This window comes from Borrelia sp. HM, from assembly GCF_019669085.1.
Classification (GTDB): domain Bacteria; phylum Spirochaetota; class Spirochaetia; order Borreliales; family Borreliaceae; genus Borrelia.
This window is the reverse complement of sequence record NZ_AP024401.1, coordinates 178,344-196,603: the sequence shown is the minus strand read 5'-3', so window position 1 is coordinate 196,603 and position 18,260 is coordinate 178,344. Positions and strand designations below refer to the sequence as shown.

General features: G+C 28.8%; 20 protein-coding genes. 15 read left to right on the top strand and 5 right to left on the bottom strand.

What is annotated here, in order from left to right; all coding sequences use genetic code 11:
* Nucleotides 1-81: 81 nt before the first annotated feature.
* The 6 genes from infC (at nt 82) to tsaB (ending at nt 2,769) form a co-directional block, all read left to right on the top strand.
* Entirely contained in the window at nt 82-642 is a 561-nt protein-coding gene (gene infC / locus K5563_RS00940; RefSeq protein WP_221037144.1) for a translation initiation factor IF-3, read from the top strand.
* Between the two features lie 17 nt (nt 643-659).
* Entirely contained in the window at nt 660-857 is a 198-nt protein-coding gene (rpmI, locus tag K5563_RS00935; RefSeq protein WP_221037143.1) for a 50S ribosomal protein L35, read from the top strand.
* Between the two features lie 17 nt (nt 858-874).
* Complete coding sequence (gene rplT, locus K5563_RS00930; RefSeq protein WP_221037142.1) at nt 875-1,222, top strand: 50S ribosomal protein L20; 348 nt, start codon at nt 875-877, stop codon at nt 1,220-1,222.
* A gap of 214 nt (nt 1,223-1,436) precedes the next feature.
* Nucleotides 1,437-1,697, top strand: a complete 261-nt coding sequence (locus K5563_RS00925; protein ID WP_221037141.1) for a hypothetical protein — start codon at nt 1,437-1,439, stop codon at nt 1,695-1,697.
* Nucleotides 1,694-2,107 (top strand): tRNA (adenosine(37)-N6)-threonylcarbamoyltransferase complex ATPase subunit type 1 TsaE, encoded by a 414-nt coding sequence (tsaE, locus tag K5563_RS00920; RefSeq protein WP_221037140.1) that lies wholly within the window; start codon nt 1,694-1,696, stop codon nt 2,105-2,107. The genes K5563_RS00925 and tsaE overlap by 4 nt, the downstream gene beginning before the upstream one ends.
* A complete protein-coding gene (tsaB, locus tag K5563_RS00915; RefSeq protein ID WP_221037738.1) occupies nt 2,101-2,769 on the top strand; it encodes a tRNA (adenosine(37)-N6)-threonylcarbamoyltransferase complex dimerization subunit type 1 TsaB in 669 nt (222 codons plus the stop codon). Before tsaE ends, tsaB begins: the two co-directional genes overlap by 7 nt.
* On the opposite strand, the gene csrA is transcribed toward tsaB, so the two are convergent.
* From csrA to K5563_RS00890, 5 genes are read right to left on the bottom strand one after another with little or no spacing between them, the layout of a single operon-like run.
* A complete protein-coding gene (gene csrA / locus K5563_RS00910; protein WP_221037139.1) occupies nt 2,754-3,002 on the bottom strand; it encodes a carbon storage regulator CsrA in 249 nt (82 codons plus the stop codon). The genes tsaB and csrA overlap by 16 nt on opposite strands.
* Before the next feature lie 2 nt (nt 3,003-3,004).
* Nucleotides 3,005-3,397: a flagellar assembly protein FliW gene (gene fliW / locus K5563_RS00905; protein WP_221037138.1), complete on the bottom strand. Its 393-nt coding sequence runs from the start codon at nt 3,395-3,397 to the stop codon at nt 3,005-3,007.
* Nucleotides 3,398-4,663: a flagellar hook-associated protein 3 gene (locus tag K5563_RS00900; protein ID WP_221037137.1), complete on the bottom strand. Its 1,266-nt coding sequence runs from the start codon at nt 4,661-4,663 to the stop codon at nt 3,398-3,400.
* A 3-nt stretch (nt 4,664-4,666) separates the two neighbouring features.
* Nucleotides 4,667-6,550: a flagellar hook-associated protein FlgK gene (flgK, locus tag K5563_RS00895; protein ID WP_221037136.1), complete on the bottom strand. Its 1,884-nt coding sequence runs from the start codon at nt 6,548-6,550 to the stop codon at nt 4,667-4,669.
* Nucleotides 6,551-6,569: 19 nt separating this feature from the next.
* Nucleotides 6,570-7,064 carry a flagellar protein FlbF gene (locus K5563_RS00890; protein ID WP_221037135.1) on the bottom strand — a complete coding sequence of 165 codons (495 nt, stop codon included), beginning with the start codon at nt 7,062-7,064 and terminating at the stop codon, nt 6,570-6,572.
* 227 nt (nt 7,065-7,291) lie between these two features.
* On the opposite strand from K5563_RS00890, the gene mnmE reads away from it, so the two are divergent.
* From mnmE to K5563_RS00845, 9 genes are all read left to right on the top strand, one after another.
* Entirely contained in the window at nt 7,292-8,686 is a 1,395-nt protein-coding gene (gene mnmE, locus K5563_RS00885; RefSeq protein ID WP_221037134.1) for a tRNA uridine-5-carboxymethylaminomethyl(34) synthesis GTPase MnmE, read from the top strand.
* Between the two features lie 11 nt (nt 8,687-8,697).
* Nucleotides 8,698-10,560: a tRNA uridine-5-carboxymethylaminomethyl(34) synthesis enzyme MnmG gene (mnmG, locus tag K5563_RS00880; protein ID WP_221037737.1), complete on the top strand. Its 1,863-nt coding sequence runs from the start codon at nt 8,698-8,700 to the stop codon at nt 10,558-10,560.
* A 331-nt stretch (nt 10,561-10,891) separates the two neighbouring features.
* Nucleotides 10,892-11,884 carry a MoxR family ATPase gene (locus K5563_RS00875; protein WP_221037133.1) on the top strand — a complete coding sequence of 331 codons (993 nt, stop codon included), beginning with the start codon at nt 10,892-10,894 and terminating at the stop codon, nt 11,882-11,884.
* Nucleotides 11,885-11,899: 15 nt separating this feature from the next.
* On the top strand, nt 11,900-12,781 hold the full coding sequence (locus tag K5563_RS00870) for a DUF58 domain-containing protein (protein WP_221037132.1): 882 nt from the start codon (nt 11,900-11,902) through the stop codon (nt 12,779-12,781).
* Nucleotides 12,778-13,683, top strand: coding sequence for a hypothetical protein (locus K5563_RS00865; protein WP_221037131.1), 906 nt, complete (start codon nt 12,778-12,780; stop codon nt 13,681-13,683). The genes K5563_RS00870 and K5563_RS00865 overlap by 4 nt, the downstream gene beginning before the upstream one ends.
* A complete protein-coding gene (locus K5563_RS00860; RefSeq protein ID WP_221037130.1) occupies nt 13,670-14,671 on the top strand; it encodes a VWA domain-containing protein in 1,002 nt (333 codons plus the stop codon). The genes K5563_RS00865 and K5563_RS00860 overlap by 14 nt, the downstream gene beginning before the upstream one ends.
* Nucleotides 14,668-15,657 carry a VWA domain-containing protein gene (locus tag K5563_RS00855; RefSeq protein WP_221037129.1) on the top strand — a complete coding sequence of 330 codons (990 nt, stop codon included), beginning with the start codon at nt 14,668-14,670 and terminating at the stop codon, nt 15,655-15,657. Before K5563_RS00860 ends, K5563_RS00855 begins: the two co-directional genes overlap by 4 nt.
* Nucleotides 15,639-16,229: a tetratricopeptide repeat protein gene (locus K5563_RS00850; RefSeq protein WP_221037128.1), complete on the top strand. Its 591-nt coding sequence runs from the start codon at nt 15,639-15,641 to the stop codon at nt 16,227-16,229. Before K5563_RS00855 ends, K5563_RS00850 begins: the two co-directional genes overlap by 19 nt.
* Nucleotides 16,178-18,223 (top strand): SH3 domain-containing protein, encoded by a 2,046-nt coding sequence (locus K5563_RS00845; protein ID WP_255571068.1) that lies wholly within the window; start codon nt 16,178-16,180, stop codon nt 18,221-18,223. Before K5563_RS00850 ends, K5563_RS00845 begins: the two co-directional genes overlap by 52 nt.
* Nucleotides 18,224-18,260 lie beyond the last annotated feature (37 nt).

Below are 18,260 nucleotides of genomic sequence, written 5' to 3'. Positions count from 1 at the left end.
TGTTCGAATTTACTTTTTAATTAAGGTATATTAAAATTAGTTATTATTGATTAATGCTATTTGAGGAGTACGTGTTATTAGATGATAAATAGGAATTTCGGTAAGGATAGGGATAGGGCAAAATCAGGAGATAAAGAATTAAAAATTAATCATAAAATTAAGGCTCGTGAAGTTAGGTTGGTTTTTGATGATGGGACCCAATCTGTTTTGCCAATTGAAGATGCTATTAGACGTGCTAAAGAGGTTGAACTTGATTTGGTTGAGGTTTCTCCAAATGCATTGCCTCCTGTTTGCAAAATAATTGATTATGGAAAATATAAATTTCATCAGGAAAAACGTCAAAAAGAACAGAAGAGAAACCAAAAGATAATTAAGCTTAAAGAAGTTAGGATGCAGCCAAAAATAGATACTCATGATCTTGATTTTAAGTATAGGAATATTTTAGGCTTCCTTAAATCAGGTAATAAGGTAAAAGTTACTATAAGATTTAGGGGGCGTGAGCTTGCTCATACTCATTTGGGATATAAAATTTTAGAGGGTATTCTTGAAAGAGTAGGTGATTCTAATTATATTTTAGAATCACCAGCTAAAATGGAAGGCAAAACAATGTTTTTAATTATTGCACCTAAGTCTAAGAAGTAATTAATAAGGAGATATAAATGCCAAAGATGAAAACATGCAAAAGCGCTCGCAAAAGGTATGCTTTTACTTCAAAAGGTAAAGTTAAACATAAAAAGCAAAATTTAAGGCATATTTTAACTAAAAAATCTTCAAAAAGAAGAAGGAATTTAGGCAAAGCAGGTTTACTTTCAATTGCTGAAGTCAAGAGAATTAAAACTTTATTACCTTATGCTTGAATATTTAAGGAGATTATATGGCTAGAGTAAAGAATGGCATAGTTCATGTTGCAAGGCGAAAGAGAATTTTAAAGCAAACTAAGGGTTTTTGGGGTACTAAAAAAAGTAACTATAAAAAGGCTAAAGATACTCTTCGTAAAGGCATGATGTATGCTACAAGAGATAGAAAAAATCGTAAAAGAGATTTTAGAAGTTTATGGATTGTAAGGATTTCTGCTGCTTTAACAGGAATGGGAATTAATTATTCTAACTTTCTTGAAAGTTTAAATAAGGCTAATATTAGGTTGAATAGAAAAATTTTGTCTAATTTAGCTATTGAAGATATTGAAACTTTTAAAAAAATTGTTTACGAGGTAAAGAATTAAAGATTTCCTGGGAAGTTTAATTATAGAAATTAGAGTTATTTTTTGCGACGTCTCACTCAATTTGGGGATTTAAGTATTTTTTTAGAAGATAGTTTGCTTTGTATAAGGTGGGCTAAAATCTAGAAATGAGAATCCCACTTTTAAAAATAGCGCTAAATGAAGATGTTTCTGTGTTGGCTTCTTGGGATTTTTATTATTTAAAGGAATAATAGTTGTGAGATTGATTTCTCTTGACAATATTAAAAAGCAGGATAGTCATATATATTATAGAAGTGTATATTATGCTAAAGTTTTTTATGAATATAAGGGCTCTAAGGACTCTAAAAAAGTAAAATTCACAATAGAAACAACTCCTTTGGGTGATAAGCATATCACTGTTGAGTTTCTAGATTCTTTAGATTATCCTGTTCTTAGTTTGATGATTGCAATAAAAAAATATGTTATTGATCTTGATGTAAAAGGTGAGCTTCCTTGATTTTGTCGTTTAGATCAGAAGAAGCAATGGTAGACTTTTCTAAGTCTTTTTTTAATCCTTTGCCTATTGGTAAAATATTATGTCTTTGTGGTGATATGGGTGCTGGAAAGACAACCTTTTTAAAGGGTTTAGCTTTTAATCTTAGTATTTCCTATTTTATAAGTCCAACTTATAACATTATCAATGTTTATGAATTTATAGGTTTTAAGTTTTATCATATTGATTTATATCGTTTGAATGTTTTGGATGAGTTTGAACTTGTTGGTGGAATGGAGGTTTTATTAGATAAAGCTTCTATAATAGCTATTGAGTGGCCAGAAATTATTATTGATATTTTGCCAAAGGATAGATTGATGTTTGTAAAATTTAAAATAGAAGATAATAATAGGATTTTAGACTTTTCATTATGAATACTTTTGCTATTGAATATTCATATAAGACTTTGATGATTTATTTTGAAATTAAAGGTAAGGTTTTCTCTATAGTGAAATGTAAAGATGAGATTAATTCTTCTCTTAGTGTTCCAAAATTATTTTATGATTTTGTGTTGGAAAATGGTATTGAGCTCAATCAGATTGATTTACTTATTAATTCTTCTGGTCCTGGGTCTTTTACGGGTTTGAGAGTTAGTTTAAGCTTTGTTAAGGGACTATCTTTAGGACTCTCAATTCCTTTTGTTAATATACCTACTTTTGATGTTTTTGAAAGATTGGTTTATACAAAAGCAAATAAGATAATTTTAAGCTTTACAGCAGGTAGATATTTTCTTGGATGTTATAGGGATTTTAAGTTATGTGGTGAAGTTTCTTGTTTGTCTGAGTCAGAGTTATTTGCATATTTAGATAACCTCGATTCAAAATTTGTTATTGTTGGCAATGGTATTGAATTGATTTGTGAAAAACTTAAAAATAAATTTGAGATTTTCAGTGATTTAGATTCTTTTGGTTCAATTTTAACAGAGCTTGGTAAGCTTAAATATTTATCAAATATGCGACAAGGTGATGACATTTTGTCAGGACCTTTTTATGTAAGACTTAGTGATGCAGAGATTAATTCTCATTTACTAAAATAATCAATTAAGCTTTTCATTTTATGCATATGATTTTTTATATTATTTTTATCTTTGAGTATTGATTTTTTATTTTCTTCTTTAATGATATTATAAATTTCGGATCTCAGTATTTTAATGCTTGCAGGAGCCGTTATAGCTATTTTAACACTATCTTTTTTTATTTCTAATATTGAAATTTCAATATTAGAGTCTATCTTTATGCTTTCGTTTATTTTTCTTGATAATATTAGCATCTTTATTCCTTAAAGACTTTGTATCTAAGATAATGCTCTTCATGTGTAGATATAGCTTGTTTTCCTATTAATTTTTTTTTATTTAAGATTATTGGGGCTTTTAAATTGGCAGTTATGTCTTTGTAATTTGTTACATGCATGTTGACTATGCACAATATTACTTTTTCATTTTCATTTTCTGCTTGGATATCTAACCAATCTTTTTCTTCTATGTTTGGCAAATATTTTTCTAAGAAGTTAAAAGGAGATGTTACTAAAAAATTTATTTCTTCGTTTATTGATTGCATGATAGAGAAAAGTTTGTGCTCAGAATTTTTAATTACAAATTCTTTGATATTTTCAAAGCCTAATATCCCTTCAGGAAAATTGAATTTTATACTAATTTCATTTTTCATTTATTTTATAAAGTCTAATAAAGTTGTTTGCATAATTTTTGCAGATGCCCCTAAAGATACCTGATAAGCTAGACTTGCCATATTAAGATCAGTTATTGCTTTTGTTACATCAAGGTCAGTATATTGAACCATGTCATCTCTCATATCCATTATTTCTTTGCTAATTCTTGCATAACTTAAATCAAGTCTGTTTTCTTTTGCTCCAATATCAGATAATGTTGTAAGAATTTTATTTAAACTCTCATCAATTTCTGCCAAGCTCCTACTTCCAATAAGTTCTTCTTTATTGTTATCTAGATTATCTCTTAAGTCAATTAAGCTATCAAAAATCGTTCTATTTATAACTTCAGCATTGTTTGCAATATTGTAAGGAGGAATTTTATTATCATTATTTTGAGTAAGAATACCTAGGTCTTGTAATATTGTTGAACCTTCTTCTGTGATCCATATTTGATGGGGTATAGTTGTTTTTATAGTCATTGAGTTTGAAAGAGGATCAAGAGTGGCTTCAACGGAAGTTGATGATTCATTAATTTTGGCAATAATGTCAGTAGCAGTATCTCCTGCTGTTAGTGCTATCTCAATGTTATTGAGATAGATTTTTGTGTTTTCTTTAACAATAAATCCATTAATGTTTTGTGATGATATTATGTGATGATTTTGAGAAAAGAATATTTCGCTTCCAGGATAGTTGGTTGATCCATAAATTCTATTGTATATTTCAGATGACTTTTTCTCTTGATTGCCGTTATAATCTACTTTTATTATTTGGGATTCTGACCCATCATCTTGATTTGTTTTGTTTTCTCTAGTTGCTTTGAATGCCTCAGAATCAATTTTGGTTCCTGCAAATATACTATATCCATCTGGTCCTTTGATATTTGCTATTGCAAGGATATCTTCAAGTATTGCATTTATTTCTTTTGCTATTATTTTTTTATCATTGGCTTCGTATGTACCACTTGCTCCTTGGACAGTTATTTCTTTTGCACGAGTTAGAATAGTGGCTAATGATTGTAAACATCCTTCTACGTATCTTAATTTACTTTTGGTAGCATTGATATTTTGGGCATAGGTGTTAAGTTTAAATATGTCACTGTCTAATCTTATTGCGTGAGTGATACCTGTTGGATCATCTCTTAGCGTTGTAATTCTTTTGCCACCTTTGTATAAATTTTCTAAAAGTTTAGCTATTTTTGCTTCCTTATCTGTTGAGGATGCTTTTAAGTTATCGTATGTTAGAGGATGACTTACCCTGTTTATCATGTATTATACTCCCATTTTATTTATTATTGTGTCTATTAATTCTGATGAAATAGTAATGAATTTACTTGCAGCAATAAATGATTGTTGAAATTCTATCATGTTTGCTAATTCTTCATCTTTATTTACACCAGATATTGATAGTCTTAAATCAGTTAAATCTTTAAGTATTTGTTCTTGACTATTTTTTGTAATTTCTGCTATTTGTCCTTTTATTGCAACATTAGAGGCTGTATTTACAAAGTAGTCACTTAATGTTTGATTTTTTCCAATCATGATTTGTGAGTATGCAAAAGAAGCAATATGTAATGCTGCTTCGTTGTTGCCAGTAGGGGTGTTATTTGTTGGATTTCTAATTCCTGATACTATTTTGGATGGATCTTCTTGAATTGCTTTAGCTACTTTAAGCCATGCAGCTGGATTTTTTAAAGGAGATATTGAGTATCTAGATGTGTTTGTTAGTTTGTTAGTGGTATTAATGTCTTTGTAATTATAAGCACCCTGAACACCTGATGTATTTAAAATTCCTGTGTAAGTTGTTAAAAATAACCCAGAATCTTCCATATGTTTAATTCTAAATGTATTAACACCTAATTCTTCTTCTTGGATTGCCTTGATTTCAAGTTTTCTTTCTGAATTAATTCTTGCAGTAATTTGTGCATTTGAGTTATTTATTTTATTTATTATGTCTTGAACAGTATCTGTTGTTAGGTAAGGTATTTCTATAAAATCATTTTTATTGACTTCTTGAAATCTTAGTATTCCTGATAATCCTAACTTTTCTTCTGGAAAAATTTCATTGCTGCTGCTGATTTTGAATATTTGAACAGAATCAAATTGACCGTCTCCATTGCTGTCATATCGTCCAAGCTCGTCAGTTAACTTATATTCTTGATCGAAAAATATTCTTCCATTTTGTTTGTCAAGACCGTATCCTGATACATGAGTTTCATTTATAAGCTCTATAATATTAATTGCCATATCGTTTATTTCTTTAATTTCATTTTTAATTTCATTATCTCTTACTTCAATGAGAGCTCCTAATTTCCCTGTATTGGTATTCATTGGTTCTCTATTGTTCCATAAAACATTCCATTTGGTTTTTGTAGGTCCATTGGCTGCTTCTAGGACAAGTTCATTTGCAATTGTACCTTGTACAAGGTGTTTTCCATTTACGTGAATTAAAAATTCATTAGGATCTCGTTTATTTTCTATTGAGATGGAAATTAAATTGCTTAGCTTGTCAACTATTAAATCTCTTTCATCCATTAAGTCATTTGGTTGGTCTTTCATTGCAATTGCTTTTAAGATTTGCTTATTGAGATTGCCTATATTTCTAATATAGTTATTTATTTCTTCTGTGGTAATTTTTACTTCATCGTTTGCCATTGTGTATATTCTCTCAAGAGAGTGAAATCTGTTTCTTACCATTTCTGCAAAAGATTTCCCGCGTTCTAATATAATGTTTCTTTCAGCCAATCCTTGGGGCTGTTTTGATAGATCTTGCCAACTTTTCCAAAAATCATTTAATATTTTTCTAATAGATTGTTCTTCTGGTTCATTATATACATTTTCAATTAAAGAAATAAATTTATCTTTTGAGTTCCAATAGCCTAGATGGTGTGATTCTTCAGCGATTCTTGTATCAAGCAAGTCATCTCTTACTCGTTCTATGGATTGAACCATGATTCCTTGACCTAGTTGACCGGCTTTGTTTGCTCTATTTAATTGAGGAGCGTAAATTGGCATTTCAGTTTTCATTATAACCCTTTGTCTTGAATATCCAGGTTTTGATGTATTAGCTAGATTATGTCCAACTGTGTTCATAGCATCTTTGTGTGCAATTAAGCTTTTCTTGCCAAGTTCTATTCCTGAGAATGTTGAATCCATTTTAAACTCCTTAAAGTAGTTAAAGTTTTTTATTTATTAAAACGGATGCTTCATTTAAGTTTCCACTTTTTGGCCCATAGGGATTTTTATAAGTGATATTATCTACACTTTCTTGAGCATCCTTAAATATTAGGTCTAAAATATCAAGGGATGTTATGGCATAGCTTGATATTAAGTTAGTTAAGTTTTTAATATTCAATATTCCTATTCTCAATCTATGAAAATAATTATATATTTCTTTTTTATAAACCAAGCACAGTGTTTCTATAGCCATGTAAGTTGATGCAAATTTTTTATTTTCTGTAAATTTTTTCCAAACTTCATCTCGCTTTTGCTCTATATCTTTAAATTTATTAAGATAGATGCTTGTTTTCTCAATGTCTTCTTGAAGCATCAGTTCATTCTTTTCATCAATATGTTTTTTTATTGTTATATGCATATCATATATTTTTTCTATTAAAAGAACTTCTTTTTGTAGAGTGTTTTTAAGTTCTGTTTCTAATTTGATCTTCATTTTTATAAATTAAATTATAAGTTAAATTTTTAATATTTACAAATTTAGGTCATTTATCTTATGTGATAATAGTTAGTAGGATTTTAGATATAGCAAACAATAATTTATATGTGTCATTAACAATTATTGCTTGAGTAATTTTAATTTGAGTTTAGGATTTTTGATGTTAGATAAGATAATTTTTTGCTTAATACTTGTTTATGCTATGCTATAATTTTGCATAGTTTATGAGTAATTTTTTTTCAAGAGAAGACGATATTGTTGCGCTTGCGACACCTTTTCTTAGTAGTGCATTATGTGTGATTCGTAGTAGTGGAATTTCTTCAATTGAAAGATTTTCTAAAATATTTTCAGATCCCAAGCGTCTTATTGAAGCGTCTGGCCATACAATTCACTATGGATATATAGTAAATAAAAAAACTGGTGATAACTTGGATGAAGTTGTTGTGTGCCTTTATAAAGCTCCAAAAAGTTTTACAGGTCAAGATTCAATAGAAGTTATGGCTCATGGTTCTCTTATTGGCATAAGAAAAATTATAGATTGTTTTTTAAAAGTGGGATTTAGAATGGCTGAGCCTGGTGAATTTATGCTTCGTGCTTTTTTGGCTGGCAAAATTGATCTTACTAAGGCAGAGGCAGTTAATGAGTTAATTGCTGCTAAAACTAATAAGACCCATGCTCTTGCTGTTAATAAGCTTTCAGGTTCTTTGTTTTCTAAAATAGACTTGATTAAAAAAGATATTTTAAATTTTCTCTCATCACTTAGTGTTTATCTTGATTATGAAACTGATGAAAATGAAGTTTCTGTTCCTTTTGAGGTTATTTCAAGAAATAGAGATGAACTTAAGAGGTTAATAGATTCTTATGAAATTACAAAAAACATGGATCATGGAATTACATTAGTTTTGGCAGGATCTGTTAATGTTGGTAAATCTTCTCTTTTTAATTTGCTATTAAAAGAAGATAGAGCCATAGTTTCGTCTTATGCTGGTACTACAAGAGATTATATTCAAGCAAGTTTTGAACTTGATAGTATTTTATTTAATGTTTTTGATACTGCAGGATTGCGCGAGACTAATGATTTTGTTGAACAGTTGGGTATAGTTAGAAGTAATGCTTTGATCAAAGAAGCATCTATAATTCTTTATGTTATTGATTTGAGTGTCAAATTAACAGGTGATGATTTAAAATTTATTGATTCTTATAAAGGACATTCTAACGTTCTTTTTGTTTTAAATAAAATAGATTTACAACAGAATGATAGGACAGTTAAATTTTTTAATTCAAGTAATATAAGTTCGTCAAATTTAGTAAAAATTAGTACAAAAACTTTGTTTGGTATAGATTCTCTTTATGATAAGATCAAATCATTAGCGTGTTGTGATTATGTTGATATTAATGCTTATGATGTAGTTGTCTCATCAAGTCGTCAGGTAGAACTTTTAAAGAAAGCTTATAATTTAATTATTAATTTATTACATAAAATAGAACATCATGTAAGCTATGATATGTTAGCATTTGATGCTTATGAAATTCTTAACCTATTAGGTGAAATAACAGGTGAGGTTACAAATGAGGATGTGCTTAATAATATGTTCAAGAGTTTTTGTTTAGGGAAATAGGTAATAGGCATATGGATTTTGATGCTATTGTGATTGGAGGGGGACATGCTGGTATAGAGGCATCCCTTGCCCTCTCAAGATTAAATTTTAAAACACTCTTAATTACTCAAAATTTAGATACAATTGGTAAACTTTCTTGTAATCCAGCTATTGGTGGGCTTGCTAAGGGCAATATGGTACGTGAAATCGATGCTCTTGGAGGAGAAATGGGTTGCCTTATTGACTTTAGTATGATTCAATTTAGAATTTTAAATAAAAGTAGAGGGCCTGCTGTTCAGGCACCGCGTGCACAAGCTGATAAATTGGTATATCAAGTTAAGGCAAAAGAAACATTAGAAAAACAGGATAATCTTGATCTCTTTCAAGATACCGTTTGTGACTTTTTGCTTAATTCTATTAAGAATAGAATTCAAGGCGTTGTGACAGAGCGGGGTAATAAATTTACATCTCGTGTTGTAGTGCTTACAACTGGGACTTTTCTTAGAGGTAAAATATTTATTGGTAAATATAAGGCTTGTATGGGTCGTATTTCTGAGCCTGCTGTTTATGGTCTTGAAAAGATTTTACTTGAACTTGGTTTTGAGATGGGCAGACTTAAAACAGGTACTCCTGCTAGAGTGCATAGGAAGAGTATAAATTTTGCAAAAACAGAGATTCAATTTGGTGATTCTGATATCATTCCTTTTTCCTTTTCAAATACTAAGCTAGAAAAATCGCAACTCTCTTGTTATATTACTTATACCAATAAAAAAACTCATGAAATAATTAGTGATAATATGCATCTATCTCCTCTTTATTCTGGTGAAATTGTTGGGAATGGTCCAAGATATTGTCCTTCAATTGAAGATAAGATAGTAAAATTCAAAGATAAAGATAGACATCAAATATTTATTGAACCTGAAGGATTAAGTACTGAAGAAATGTATCTTAATGGTTTGAGTTCTTCTTTGCCTGAGGATGTTCAAAAACAATTAATCCATAGCATTGATGGACTTGAAAATGCAGTTATTACAAGACCTGGATATGCTGTTGAGTATGATTATATAAATCCTATTGAACTTTATGCAAGCCTTGAAACTAAAAGAGTTGAGGGACTCTTTGTAGCAGGTCAAACTAATGGTTCATCAGGATATGAGGAAGCAGCAGCACAAGGGTTAATGGCTGGAATTAATGCAGCACTTAAATTGCAGGAAAAACCTCCAATGATACTTCCAAGGACAAGTTCTTATATTGGAGTGCTTATAGATGATCTTGTTACTAAAGGGACTAAAGAACCTTATAGAATGTTTACCTCAAGGGCTGAACATAGGCTTAATTTGCGACATGATACTAGTGATAAGAGGTTGATTAAGTGGGGGTATGAGGTTGGACTGGTTAGTGAAGAAAAATATTCTAGATATTTTTTCAAAGAGAAAAAAGTAGAAGAAATAAAGGAACTTTTGCGTAAAAGGCGTCTTAAAGAGAAGGAAGCTACTACCTTGCAATTAAAAAGACATGTTAATAAGGATTTTTATCATATTGTAAAGGACCCCAATATTAATTTAAGCGATCTTATTAATATAGATTCTAAATTAAGTGCTTCCCAAGTGATTCTTGAACAGGTTGAGTTAGATATTAAGTATGAAGGCTATATTAATAGGCAAAGAGATTTGATTAGTAAAATGAATAACCTCGAGCTTATTAAATTGCCTCTTGATTTCAATTATGAAATTGATGGTCTTTCTAGAGAGGCAAGGGAAAAATTTACTAAAATTCAGCCAGCAAATCTTGCTCAGGCAAGTAGAATCTCAGGCATTAGAAATACAGATATTCAAGTTTTGCTTATATATTTGTCAAGTCCTAAAAGTAGGGTAGTACCCAGTGTGGCCTTGTGATGAATTATTTTAAACTTTGTTTTGAAAAGTTTTTGAGGGAGAGATAGAAGTCTTTTATTTATATCAAGCATTGATAAGTTCATAAAAAAATAAATTTATTATAAGTAGTATAAGAAATATAAACAGATATTTTTAGGGTTCTAAGGTTTGATTATGGCTTATATTGATAGTGTCTAAATCTTTTTGACAAAATAGAAAAATGATCAGTAATAGATAAAGCTAAAGATAGAATTTTTTTCTTTATTAAGTAGTGATTTTATGTTTATATTTGATTGTTTATATTTTATTTTTAATGTTTTTGATAAAAAAAATTTAGTACAATAGGAGCGGTATGAAAAGTAGTTTTCAAATAGATTCTGAAGTAGAGAATGCGTTAAGTTTAATTAATAAATTTAGAAGAGAAGTTTCAAGTAGGATTCTTGGACAAAAAGAAATGATTGATGCTATTTTGATGGGAATTTTGACTGAAGGTCATGTCTTGCTTGAAGGTGTACCAGGACTTGCAAAAACATTGACAATTCAGACGGTTTCAGATGTGCTTGATCTTGGATTTAAAAGAGTGCAGTTTACTCCAGACCTTTTGCCTTCTGATCTTACAGGTAATATGGTATATAAGAGTACAACAGGAACTTTTAAAGTTAGGAAAGGACCTGTATTTTCAAATATTGTCTTGGCGGATGAAATTAATAGAGCGCCTGCAAAGGTTCAATCAGCACTTCTTGAGGCGATGAGTGAGCGTCAAGTAACACTTGGTGATGAAACCCATAAGTTGCCAGAGCCATTTTTTGTGCTTGCAACACAAAATCCAATTGAACAAGAGGGAACTTATAATTTGCCAGAGGCTCAACTTGATAGATTTTTATTGAAGGTGAACGTGAAATATCCTTCTATTCAGGATGAAATTAAGCTTCTTAAGATATTTTCAGTTGATGGTGGGCTTGAGAATATTAAAGTTGCAAAAGTAATGAATACTTATTCTTTAATAGATCTAAAGCGTATAGTTGGCAAGGTTAAGGTAGATGATAAAATAATGCTTTATATTGTTACTTTAATAGCAGCTTCTCGTGAAAGTGACAAAAAAACTTATCCATTTACTAAGTATATTGAATTTGGGGCGTCTCCTAGGGCATCACTTAGTTTACTTAAATGTGCTCGTGTTAATGCTCTTTATGAGGGTAGATTGTTTGTTCTTCCTGAGGATGTTAAGGCTGTAGCTTATAATGTTTTAAGACATAGAATTATTCCATCTTATGAGGCAGAAGTTGAAGAAATGAATACTGATGATATTATTAAAATACTCCTCTCAGCTGTGGCTCTTCCTTAAAGGTTAAAATTTAGTATGCAATATAGTAATGAATCAACTACTAGCACTAAAACTAAAATAAAAGCTTTAAAGTTCTTCTCAAGAAAAATGCTATTGGAGCTTAATTTTGGTGGATATCGTTCTATTTTTAAGGGCCTTGGCCTTGAATTTCATGAGTTTAGACCATATGAAGAGACAGACGATGCTAGGTTGATTGATTGGAACGTTAGCTCGAAGACTGATAGTATATTTTCCAAAGTTTTTAGAGAAGATAAGGGCATGAATCTTCATCTGCTTGTTGATAATTCTCTTTCAATGAGTCTGGGATGCTTGACTAGTAAAAAAGAAATTCAAGATTTGTTAGTTTCTATTTTTGCTCATATGGCATTTTTTAATAATGATAAAATAGGAATAACTTTTTTTTCAAGTGAAACGGATAAGTTTATTTCATCTAGAAAGGGACATTCACATTTAGGATTAATTTTAAATGAAACAATAAATAGAAGACTTAAAAGAGGCAGTAATTTAACTTATGTGTTTAAAAATACAGCTGAATATTATAAAAAAAGATCTTTGATTATTATTATTTCAGATTTTAAAGCTAGTGATTATTTTAAATCTTTGACTGTTCTTAGTAAACGTCATAATATTATTGCAATAAGGCTTACAGATTTCTTTGATGAAAATCTTCCTCAGTATGGATTTTTAGCTTATGAAGATATTGAAACTCGTGAAGATTTTTTAATTTCAGGACTTAGTAAGTCGATATTAAATAGTTATAAAAATTATTGGACACTAGATAAGATAAAATGGAGGAAAGAATGTATAAAAAGAGATATTAATTTTATAGAAATTAATACAAAAGATGATGTTTTTAGAAAATTGAAAGCTCTTTTGAAAAAGGAGAATGGTATTTGAGACATACAATTGTTATTGTTCTTTTTGCATTGCTTTTTTCTTTTAACTTATTTTCTTATGAGCTAGGAAGTGAAATATTTGTTCCAACCCGTTATTATGTTGGAGATGCTGTTGAACTTAAATTTACGTTAGTTCTTAGTGAAGATGAAGAATTTATTCCTGTTGAGTTTGAAGAAATTAAAAATGAGTTTGTTGAGGTTAAATCGCTTGTTTACAGATCTGATAGTAAAGAATTGATAATAAATTTTGTTTCATTTTATGTTGGTAGTAACACTCTTCCGCGTATCTATGCTGGTAATGTTGTTAGTGGTGACAAATTGTTTAAAATTATTCTTAATAATATAAAAATAAATACTAGTAAACTAGTTTCTGATGATAATTCTCTTAAGATTCAAGATATAGAAGGAGTACTTTTTCTCCCAGGCACTAGTACTTATTTTATTCTTTTTCTTTTAGCTTTTGTATTAGTTCCTTATTTATTTATTAAATTTTTAAGTTTTATAAAACAGCTATTAGTATTTTTAGTAATGAGGCATAGCCTGAGAAAGCCTTATAGAGTTTTTCATAAGCAGTTAATGGTTTTATTTAATCATGTTAAAAATAATGAAGATCAAGCTGTTTTTTATAATTTATTAAATTCTTCTTTACGAGTTTATTTGTCTAAAAAAACAGGTTTTAATTTTAATGCAATTACCACTACAGAAATTTCTGAAATTTTGCACAGTCTTAGTGTTCCTTATGAAATTTGTTCAATTTTTATTAATGTGCTTAGACTTGCTGATTTTAGCAAGTTTAGTGGAATTAATTTGTCTGGTGGGAATCTATCACTTATTTTAGAAGATTTAAAGAAAGCAGTTTTTAATTTTGATGAATTTATTAGAGGTGGTAATGTTAACATTTAATGAACCTTTCTATTTATTTTTACTTGTGATTCTTCCATTATTGATTTATTTTAGTCATTTTTTTGGTAGTAGGGGAGGAAAAGTTAAATTTCCAGTATCTATTTATGGAAATTTTGGTTCTATAAAGTTAAGAGATTATGGTTTGAATTTTTTATATTTTGTAACTTATTTCTTATTATATTTAGCAATAACATTGATGATCTTAACTTTAGCGGGTCCTTCTGTCTCAAAGAAAAAAAAAACCTATCTTAGTAGTGGTGCTGATATTGTTATTGTGCTAGATATATCTCCTAGTATGGGAGCTGTTGAATTTTCATCTAAAAATAGACTTGAATTTGTCAAAGAATTAATTAAATATTTTGTTTCTCAAAGAGAGAATGATAATATTGCTTTAGTAGCTTTTGCAAAAGAAGCTTCCTTAATAGTTCCACTGACAGTTGATAGAGATTTTTTTTCTAAGAGGTTGGATGATATTTATATTATGGATCTTGGGAATGGTTCTGCTTTGGGACTTGGGATTTCTATTGCTCTTTCTCATTTGAAACATTCTGAAGCTCCTAAAAAATCGGTAATTGTTTTAACAGATGGTGTAGTTAATTCAGATGAAGTTTATAAGGACCAGGTAATAAACCTTGCTCAAGGATTAAATGTTAAAATTTACTCTGTTGGAATTGGGAGTAATGAACAGCTTAATGTTGAATTTAAATTGCGATCTGGTAAATTTTATCGAGGAACTTTAAAAGAGGTTTATGATTCTAGTATGCTTTTTGAGATTTCAAATAAAACAGGTGGGCTTTTTTATTCTATAGGTGATGATTTTTCATTTAAACTTGCAATTCAAGATTTTTCTAAGAAAGAAAGTGTAGAACGAAAGTTTAAAATTATTGTTGATAATAATGATATTCACAATGAATTTTTATTGGCAATATTTTGTTTGTTGAGCATTTATTTTGTTTTGTCTAAGGTCTTTTTAAAAGAGGTATTATGAGCATAGGTAATTATTATGCTTTTTACTTGTTTATTATTTTGTTTTTATTTCTCATTGCATATATTGATAATTTTAGAAAAGTTGTTCCATTTTTTAAGACTTTAAGTGTCATGTATATTAATAATGCTTATATTAAAAATTATTATATAAAAAAAATTCTTATGATATTCTTTTTTATGTTAAGTTTGGGTTCTTTGATTGTTGCTATTTTAGATATTTCTTGGGGACAAAAAGCTACTGAAGATAAGAGATCAGATGTGAGAATATCTTTTGTATTTGATATTTCGCGTAGCATGTTAACTTTTGATGAAGGAAAATCGGTTAACAGACTTGAGAGTGCTAAAAATTTTATTAGTTTAATTTTAAATAATTTTGAGAATTTTGAGTATTCTCTTACTGTTTTTAAAGGTAAATCCTTGCAAGTATTACCCTTTTCTAAGGGTAAAGCTAGTTTGAATAAAATATTAAGTTATATTGAGCCTAGTTTGATAAGTTCTCCTGGAAGTTTTTTGGGTGAGGGAGTTTTTAGTGCTTTGCAGGGCATAAAAGATGATTCTTATTATAATTTTTTAATTATTTTAACTGATGGTGATGAATGGGGAGAGAATAATTATTATAGATTTTCTAAGTTGATTGATTTGAGTAATATTACTAGCTTTGTAGTTGGAATTGGAAGTAATATACCATCTGTCTTGATTGATGATAATTTGATTGTTAAAGATAAAGACGGCAATGCAGTAAAGACTATGCTTAATGAGGATAATTTGAATCTTCTTGCAGCTGCTCTTAAGGGTTCTTATTACAATTTATATCTTAAAGGTATAAATTATGTTATTGATGATATAAGGAATGATATAATGAAAAAAAGTTCAAGTGATATTTTGATTGTTGGTATTTTGAGATACAAGATTTTTTTAGTATTTTCTTTTTTATTTATATTATTGTATGTATTTGTTAAGGTCATTAGATGGGACGAAACTTTTTAGTTTTTTTGTTAATTATTGGTGTTATTTCTGCATCTTTTTTATCTTGTTCTCGTATTAAGGCTATGTCGCTTATGGCCATTGGTAATTACAAGTATATGAGGGGCGACTATCAAGGTGCAATTTCTATTTATTATAATCTTTCAGATGATGAACAAAGTTCTTCTTGGAGTTATTATAATCTTGCTATTGTATATTATTCTTTAGGAGAGTATGAAAGCTCTCTTCGTATGTTTTCATATGCAAAAAGAGATAGTGATTTTTTTTTGAATTTTAATATAAATTATAATGAGGGGGTAATATACTATAATCAAGGTCTTTATAGGAAAGCTGAGATGGCATTTAAGGAAGCTTTAAGGATTAATCCTGCAAGTTATAATGCTAAATATAATCTTGAACTTGCCATAATTAAGAAAAGGACTATTCTAGATAATTTAGGAAATTTAAATGTTAAAAAAAATCAGGGTTTTATTGAGAACAATGAAAATTTTTTAAGATATGTTGAGAATCTTGAGAGGGTTTTATGGGTAATGAGGTCAGAAGAGCGAGTTTTATCTTTAAAAGAAGATTGGTAATATTTTTAATTTTGTTTTTTATAAATTTTCAAATTTTCTCTTTGTCTGGTAATGATTATTTGGTGTCGACTAAAGTTCTCAAAGGTTCTAAGGTTATTCATGTGATTAGATTAGATTTGCCTCAAGATATTGATAAAAATTTATTAAATATTGAAATAAATAAGGATATAAAAGATAAAGCCAAGGTTACTTTGATATCTAAGGTTCCAGATGGAAATGGTTTTATTACAGAGGTAAGGATTGAGTATTATTTTGATAAATTAGGCTTTGTTAAGATTCCTTCATTAAAAGTAACTTATCGTGATGAAGTTTATTTAAGTTCAGAATTTGAAGTGGCTATTTTACAAGAAGATGAGATGCATTCTTTTGGTTTACCAGTTAAATTATATTGGGATTTTGATAAAGAAGGAATTTATGAATATCAAAGCATTGGGCTTGTTTTGCGTTCTAAGTGGCTTATAAATAGTAATTTGAAGTTTATTAACAGTTCTTTTAATGTTGTTAAAGATGCTATGGTTGATCGAACTCCTATATTTGAGAGTATTAAGCATAGAACTTTTAATAGTAAAGAAATTTTGGATTTACCTCTTTATAATTTTATCTTGACTCCTATTAGAGGCTCAAAGGGTATTGTGATTCCTAGTGTTTCTTTTAACATAGGCGAAGATATTCTACGTATGAGTCCTGAGATTTTTCTAAAAATTAAACCAATACCTGATGAGCTAAAGTCTTTAGCTATTGGAACTTTTAAAATCGACTATGAATTTCCTAGCTCAACTTTAGTTAATCAAGATACTTTTACTATTGTAGTAAAAATTACAGGTCAAGGTAATCTGCCTTACATTAGATTTCCAGAAGTTGAAACTTATAATGCTAAAGTTATTTATAAGAAAAAAAATTATAATTTTAAGCCTTCAAAGGATGGATATAAGGGCAGTATATCTAAGATATATACTGTCAATCCAGATAATAGGGGTAATTTATTCCTTAATATTCATGATTTTACTTATTTAGATCCTGACAATGGAAAAATTTATACACTTAATGGTAAACGACTTAAATATGAGTATTATGGAGATTTTCAAAAGGGAAATACTCTTAGTAAAGATTTATTTTCTGATTTTAGTTTGCTTTCATATCATGATATTTTAAAACATAAGAATAAAACTTTTTTATTTTTTGTGCCTATTTGTTATTTGATTTTAATACCAGGAGTGTTATGTTCTCTAACTATTTGCATTAAGTACAAGAAATTCTTTATTGCATCGGGTTTTGGATTGATTATTTTGATATTAACATTTGCTGTTAGTCTTAATGCTATAAACGATGGTTCTTTATCAGAAGATAACGTAAGTAATTTGATAGAAGATTATAATTCAAAAAATTATGGTGTTGCTCTTAATAAAATTGACAATATTTTGAAAAAGAATTCGACTTACTCAGGATTGTGGTTAAATAGAGCTATTATTTTAAGCAAGGTGGATAGATATTTTGATGCAATTTATTCGGCTTATAAAGCATTTTTTATATCACCAAATAATGATACCTTTTACAAGGTAATTGATTTTCTTGAAGCTAAAAATGGAATTAATGAGAATATTCGAAATAATAGTTTTGTTTTTTCTAATATTTTTTTTATTATTACTTTAATTTTGATAAATATTTTGGTGGTGATTATTTCTTATAAATTTTGTGAAAATAATTTAAAAAGAATTATTTTGTCCTTGCTTTTATTTATCATAAGCTTGACTTCATTTCAAACATATTACTTTTATGTTGATCAACAATCTGAAATTGGAATTATTAGAGGTGATTTGGTTTCTCTTTATAAAGTTCCTGATAATTTCTCAAGGAGCTGGAAATTTTTGAAAGGCAATGTAAGTGTTTATATTCTTAATAGAAAAGATGACTTTGTTCTTATTCAAACAAATCATGGACTTCAGGGATGGATTTATAAAACCTTTGTTGTCTCTGTTAAAGATAATTTAATATAAAATAAATTAATACTTTAGTAAATTTGAGTTTGATTTA

Bases quoted from the DNA above. Each gene is read 5' to 3' on its own strand.
- K5563_RS00860 (WP_221037130.1), top strand. From the start codon at position 13,670: ATGTTAACATTTAATGAACCTTTCTATTTATTTTTACTTGTGATTCTT.
- fliW (WP_221037138.1), bottom strand. From the start codon at position 3,397: ATGAAAAATGAAATTAGTATAAAATTCAATTTTCCTGAAGGGATATTA.
- K5563_RS00855 (WP_221037129.1), top strand. From the start codon at position 14,668: ATGAGCATAGGTAATTATTATGCTTTTTACTTGTTTATTATTTTGTTT.
- mnmE (WP_221037134.1), top strand. From the start codon at position 7,292: ATGAGTAATTTTTTTTCAAGAGAAGACGATATTGTTGCGCTTGCGACA.
- flgK (WP_221037136.1), bottom strand. From the start codon at position 6,550: ATGGATTCAACATTCTCAGGAATAGAACTTGGCAAGAAAAGCTTAATT.
- K5563_RS00890 (WP_221037135.1), bottom strand. From the start codon at position 7,064: ATGAAGATCAAATTAGAAACAGAACTTAAAAACACTCTACAAAAAGAA.
- K5563_RS00900 (WP_221037137.1), bottom strand. From the start codon at position 4,663: ATGATAAACAGGGTAAGTCATCCTCTAACATACGATAACTTAAAAGCA.
- K5563_RS00845 (WP_255571068.1), top strand. From the start codon at position 16,178: ATGGGTAATGAGGTCAGAAGAGCGAGTTTTATCTTTAAAAGAAGATTG.
- K5563_RS00875 (WP_221037133.1), top strand. From the start codon at position 10,892: ATGAAAAGTAGTTTTCAAATAGATTCTGAAGTAGAGAATGCGTTAAGT.
- K5563_RS00850 (WP_221037128.1), top strand. From the start codon at position 15,639: ATGGGACGAAACTTTTTAGTTTTTTTGTTAATTATTGGTGTTATTTCT.
- rplT (WP_221037142.1), top strand. From the start codon at position 875: ATGGCTAGAGTAAAGAATGGCATAGTTCATGTTGCAAGGCGAAAGAGA.
- mnmG (WP_221037737.1), top strand. From the start codon at position 8,698: ATGGATTTTGATGCTATTGTGATTGGAGGGGGACATGCTGGTATAGAG.
- infC (WP_221037144.1), top strand. From the start codon at position 82: ATGATAAATAGGAATTTCGGTAAGGATAGGGATAGGGCAAAATCAGGA.
- csrA (WP_221037139.1), bottom strand. From the start codon at position 3,002: ATGCTAATATTATCAAGAAAAATAAACGAAAGCATAAAGATAGACTCT.
- K5563_RS00870 (WP_221037132.1), top strand. From the start codon at position 11,900: ATGCAATATAGTAATGAATCAACTACTAGCACTAAAACTAAAATAAAA.
- rpmI (WP_221037143.1), top strand. From the start codon at position 660: ATGCCAAAGATGAAAACATGCAAAAGCGCTCGCAAAAGGTATGCTTTT.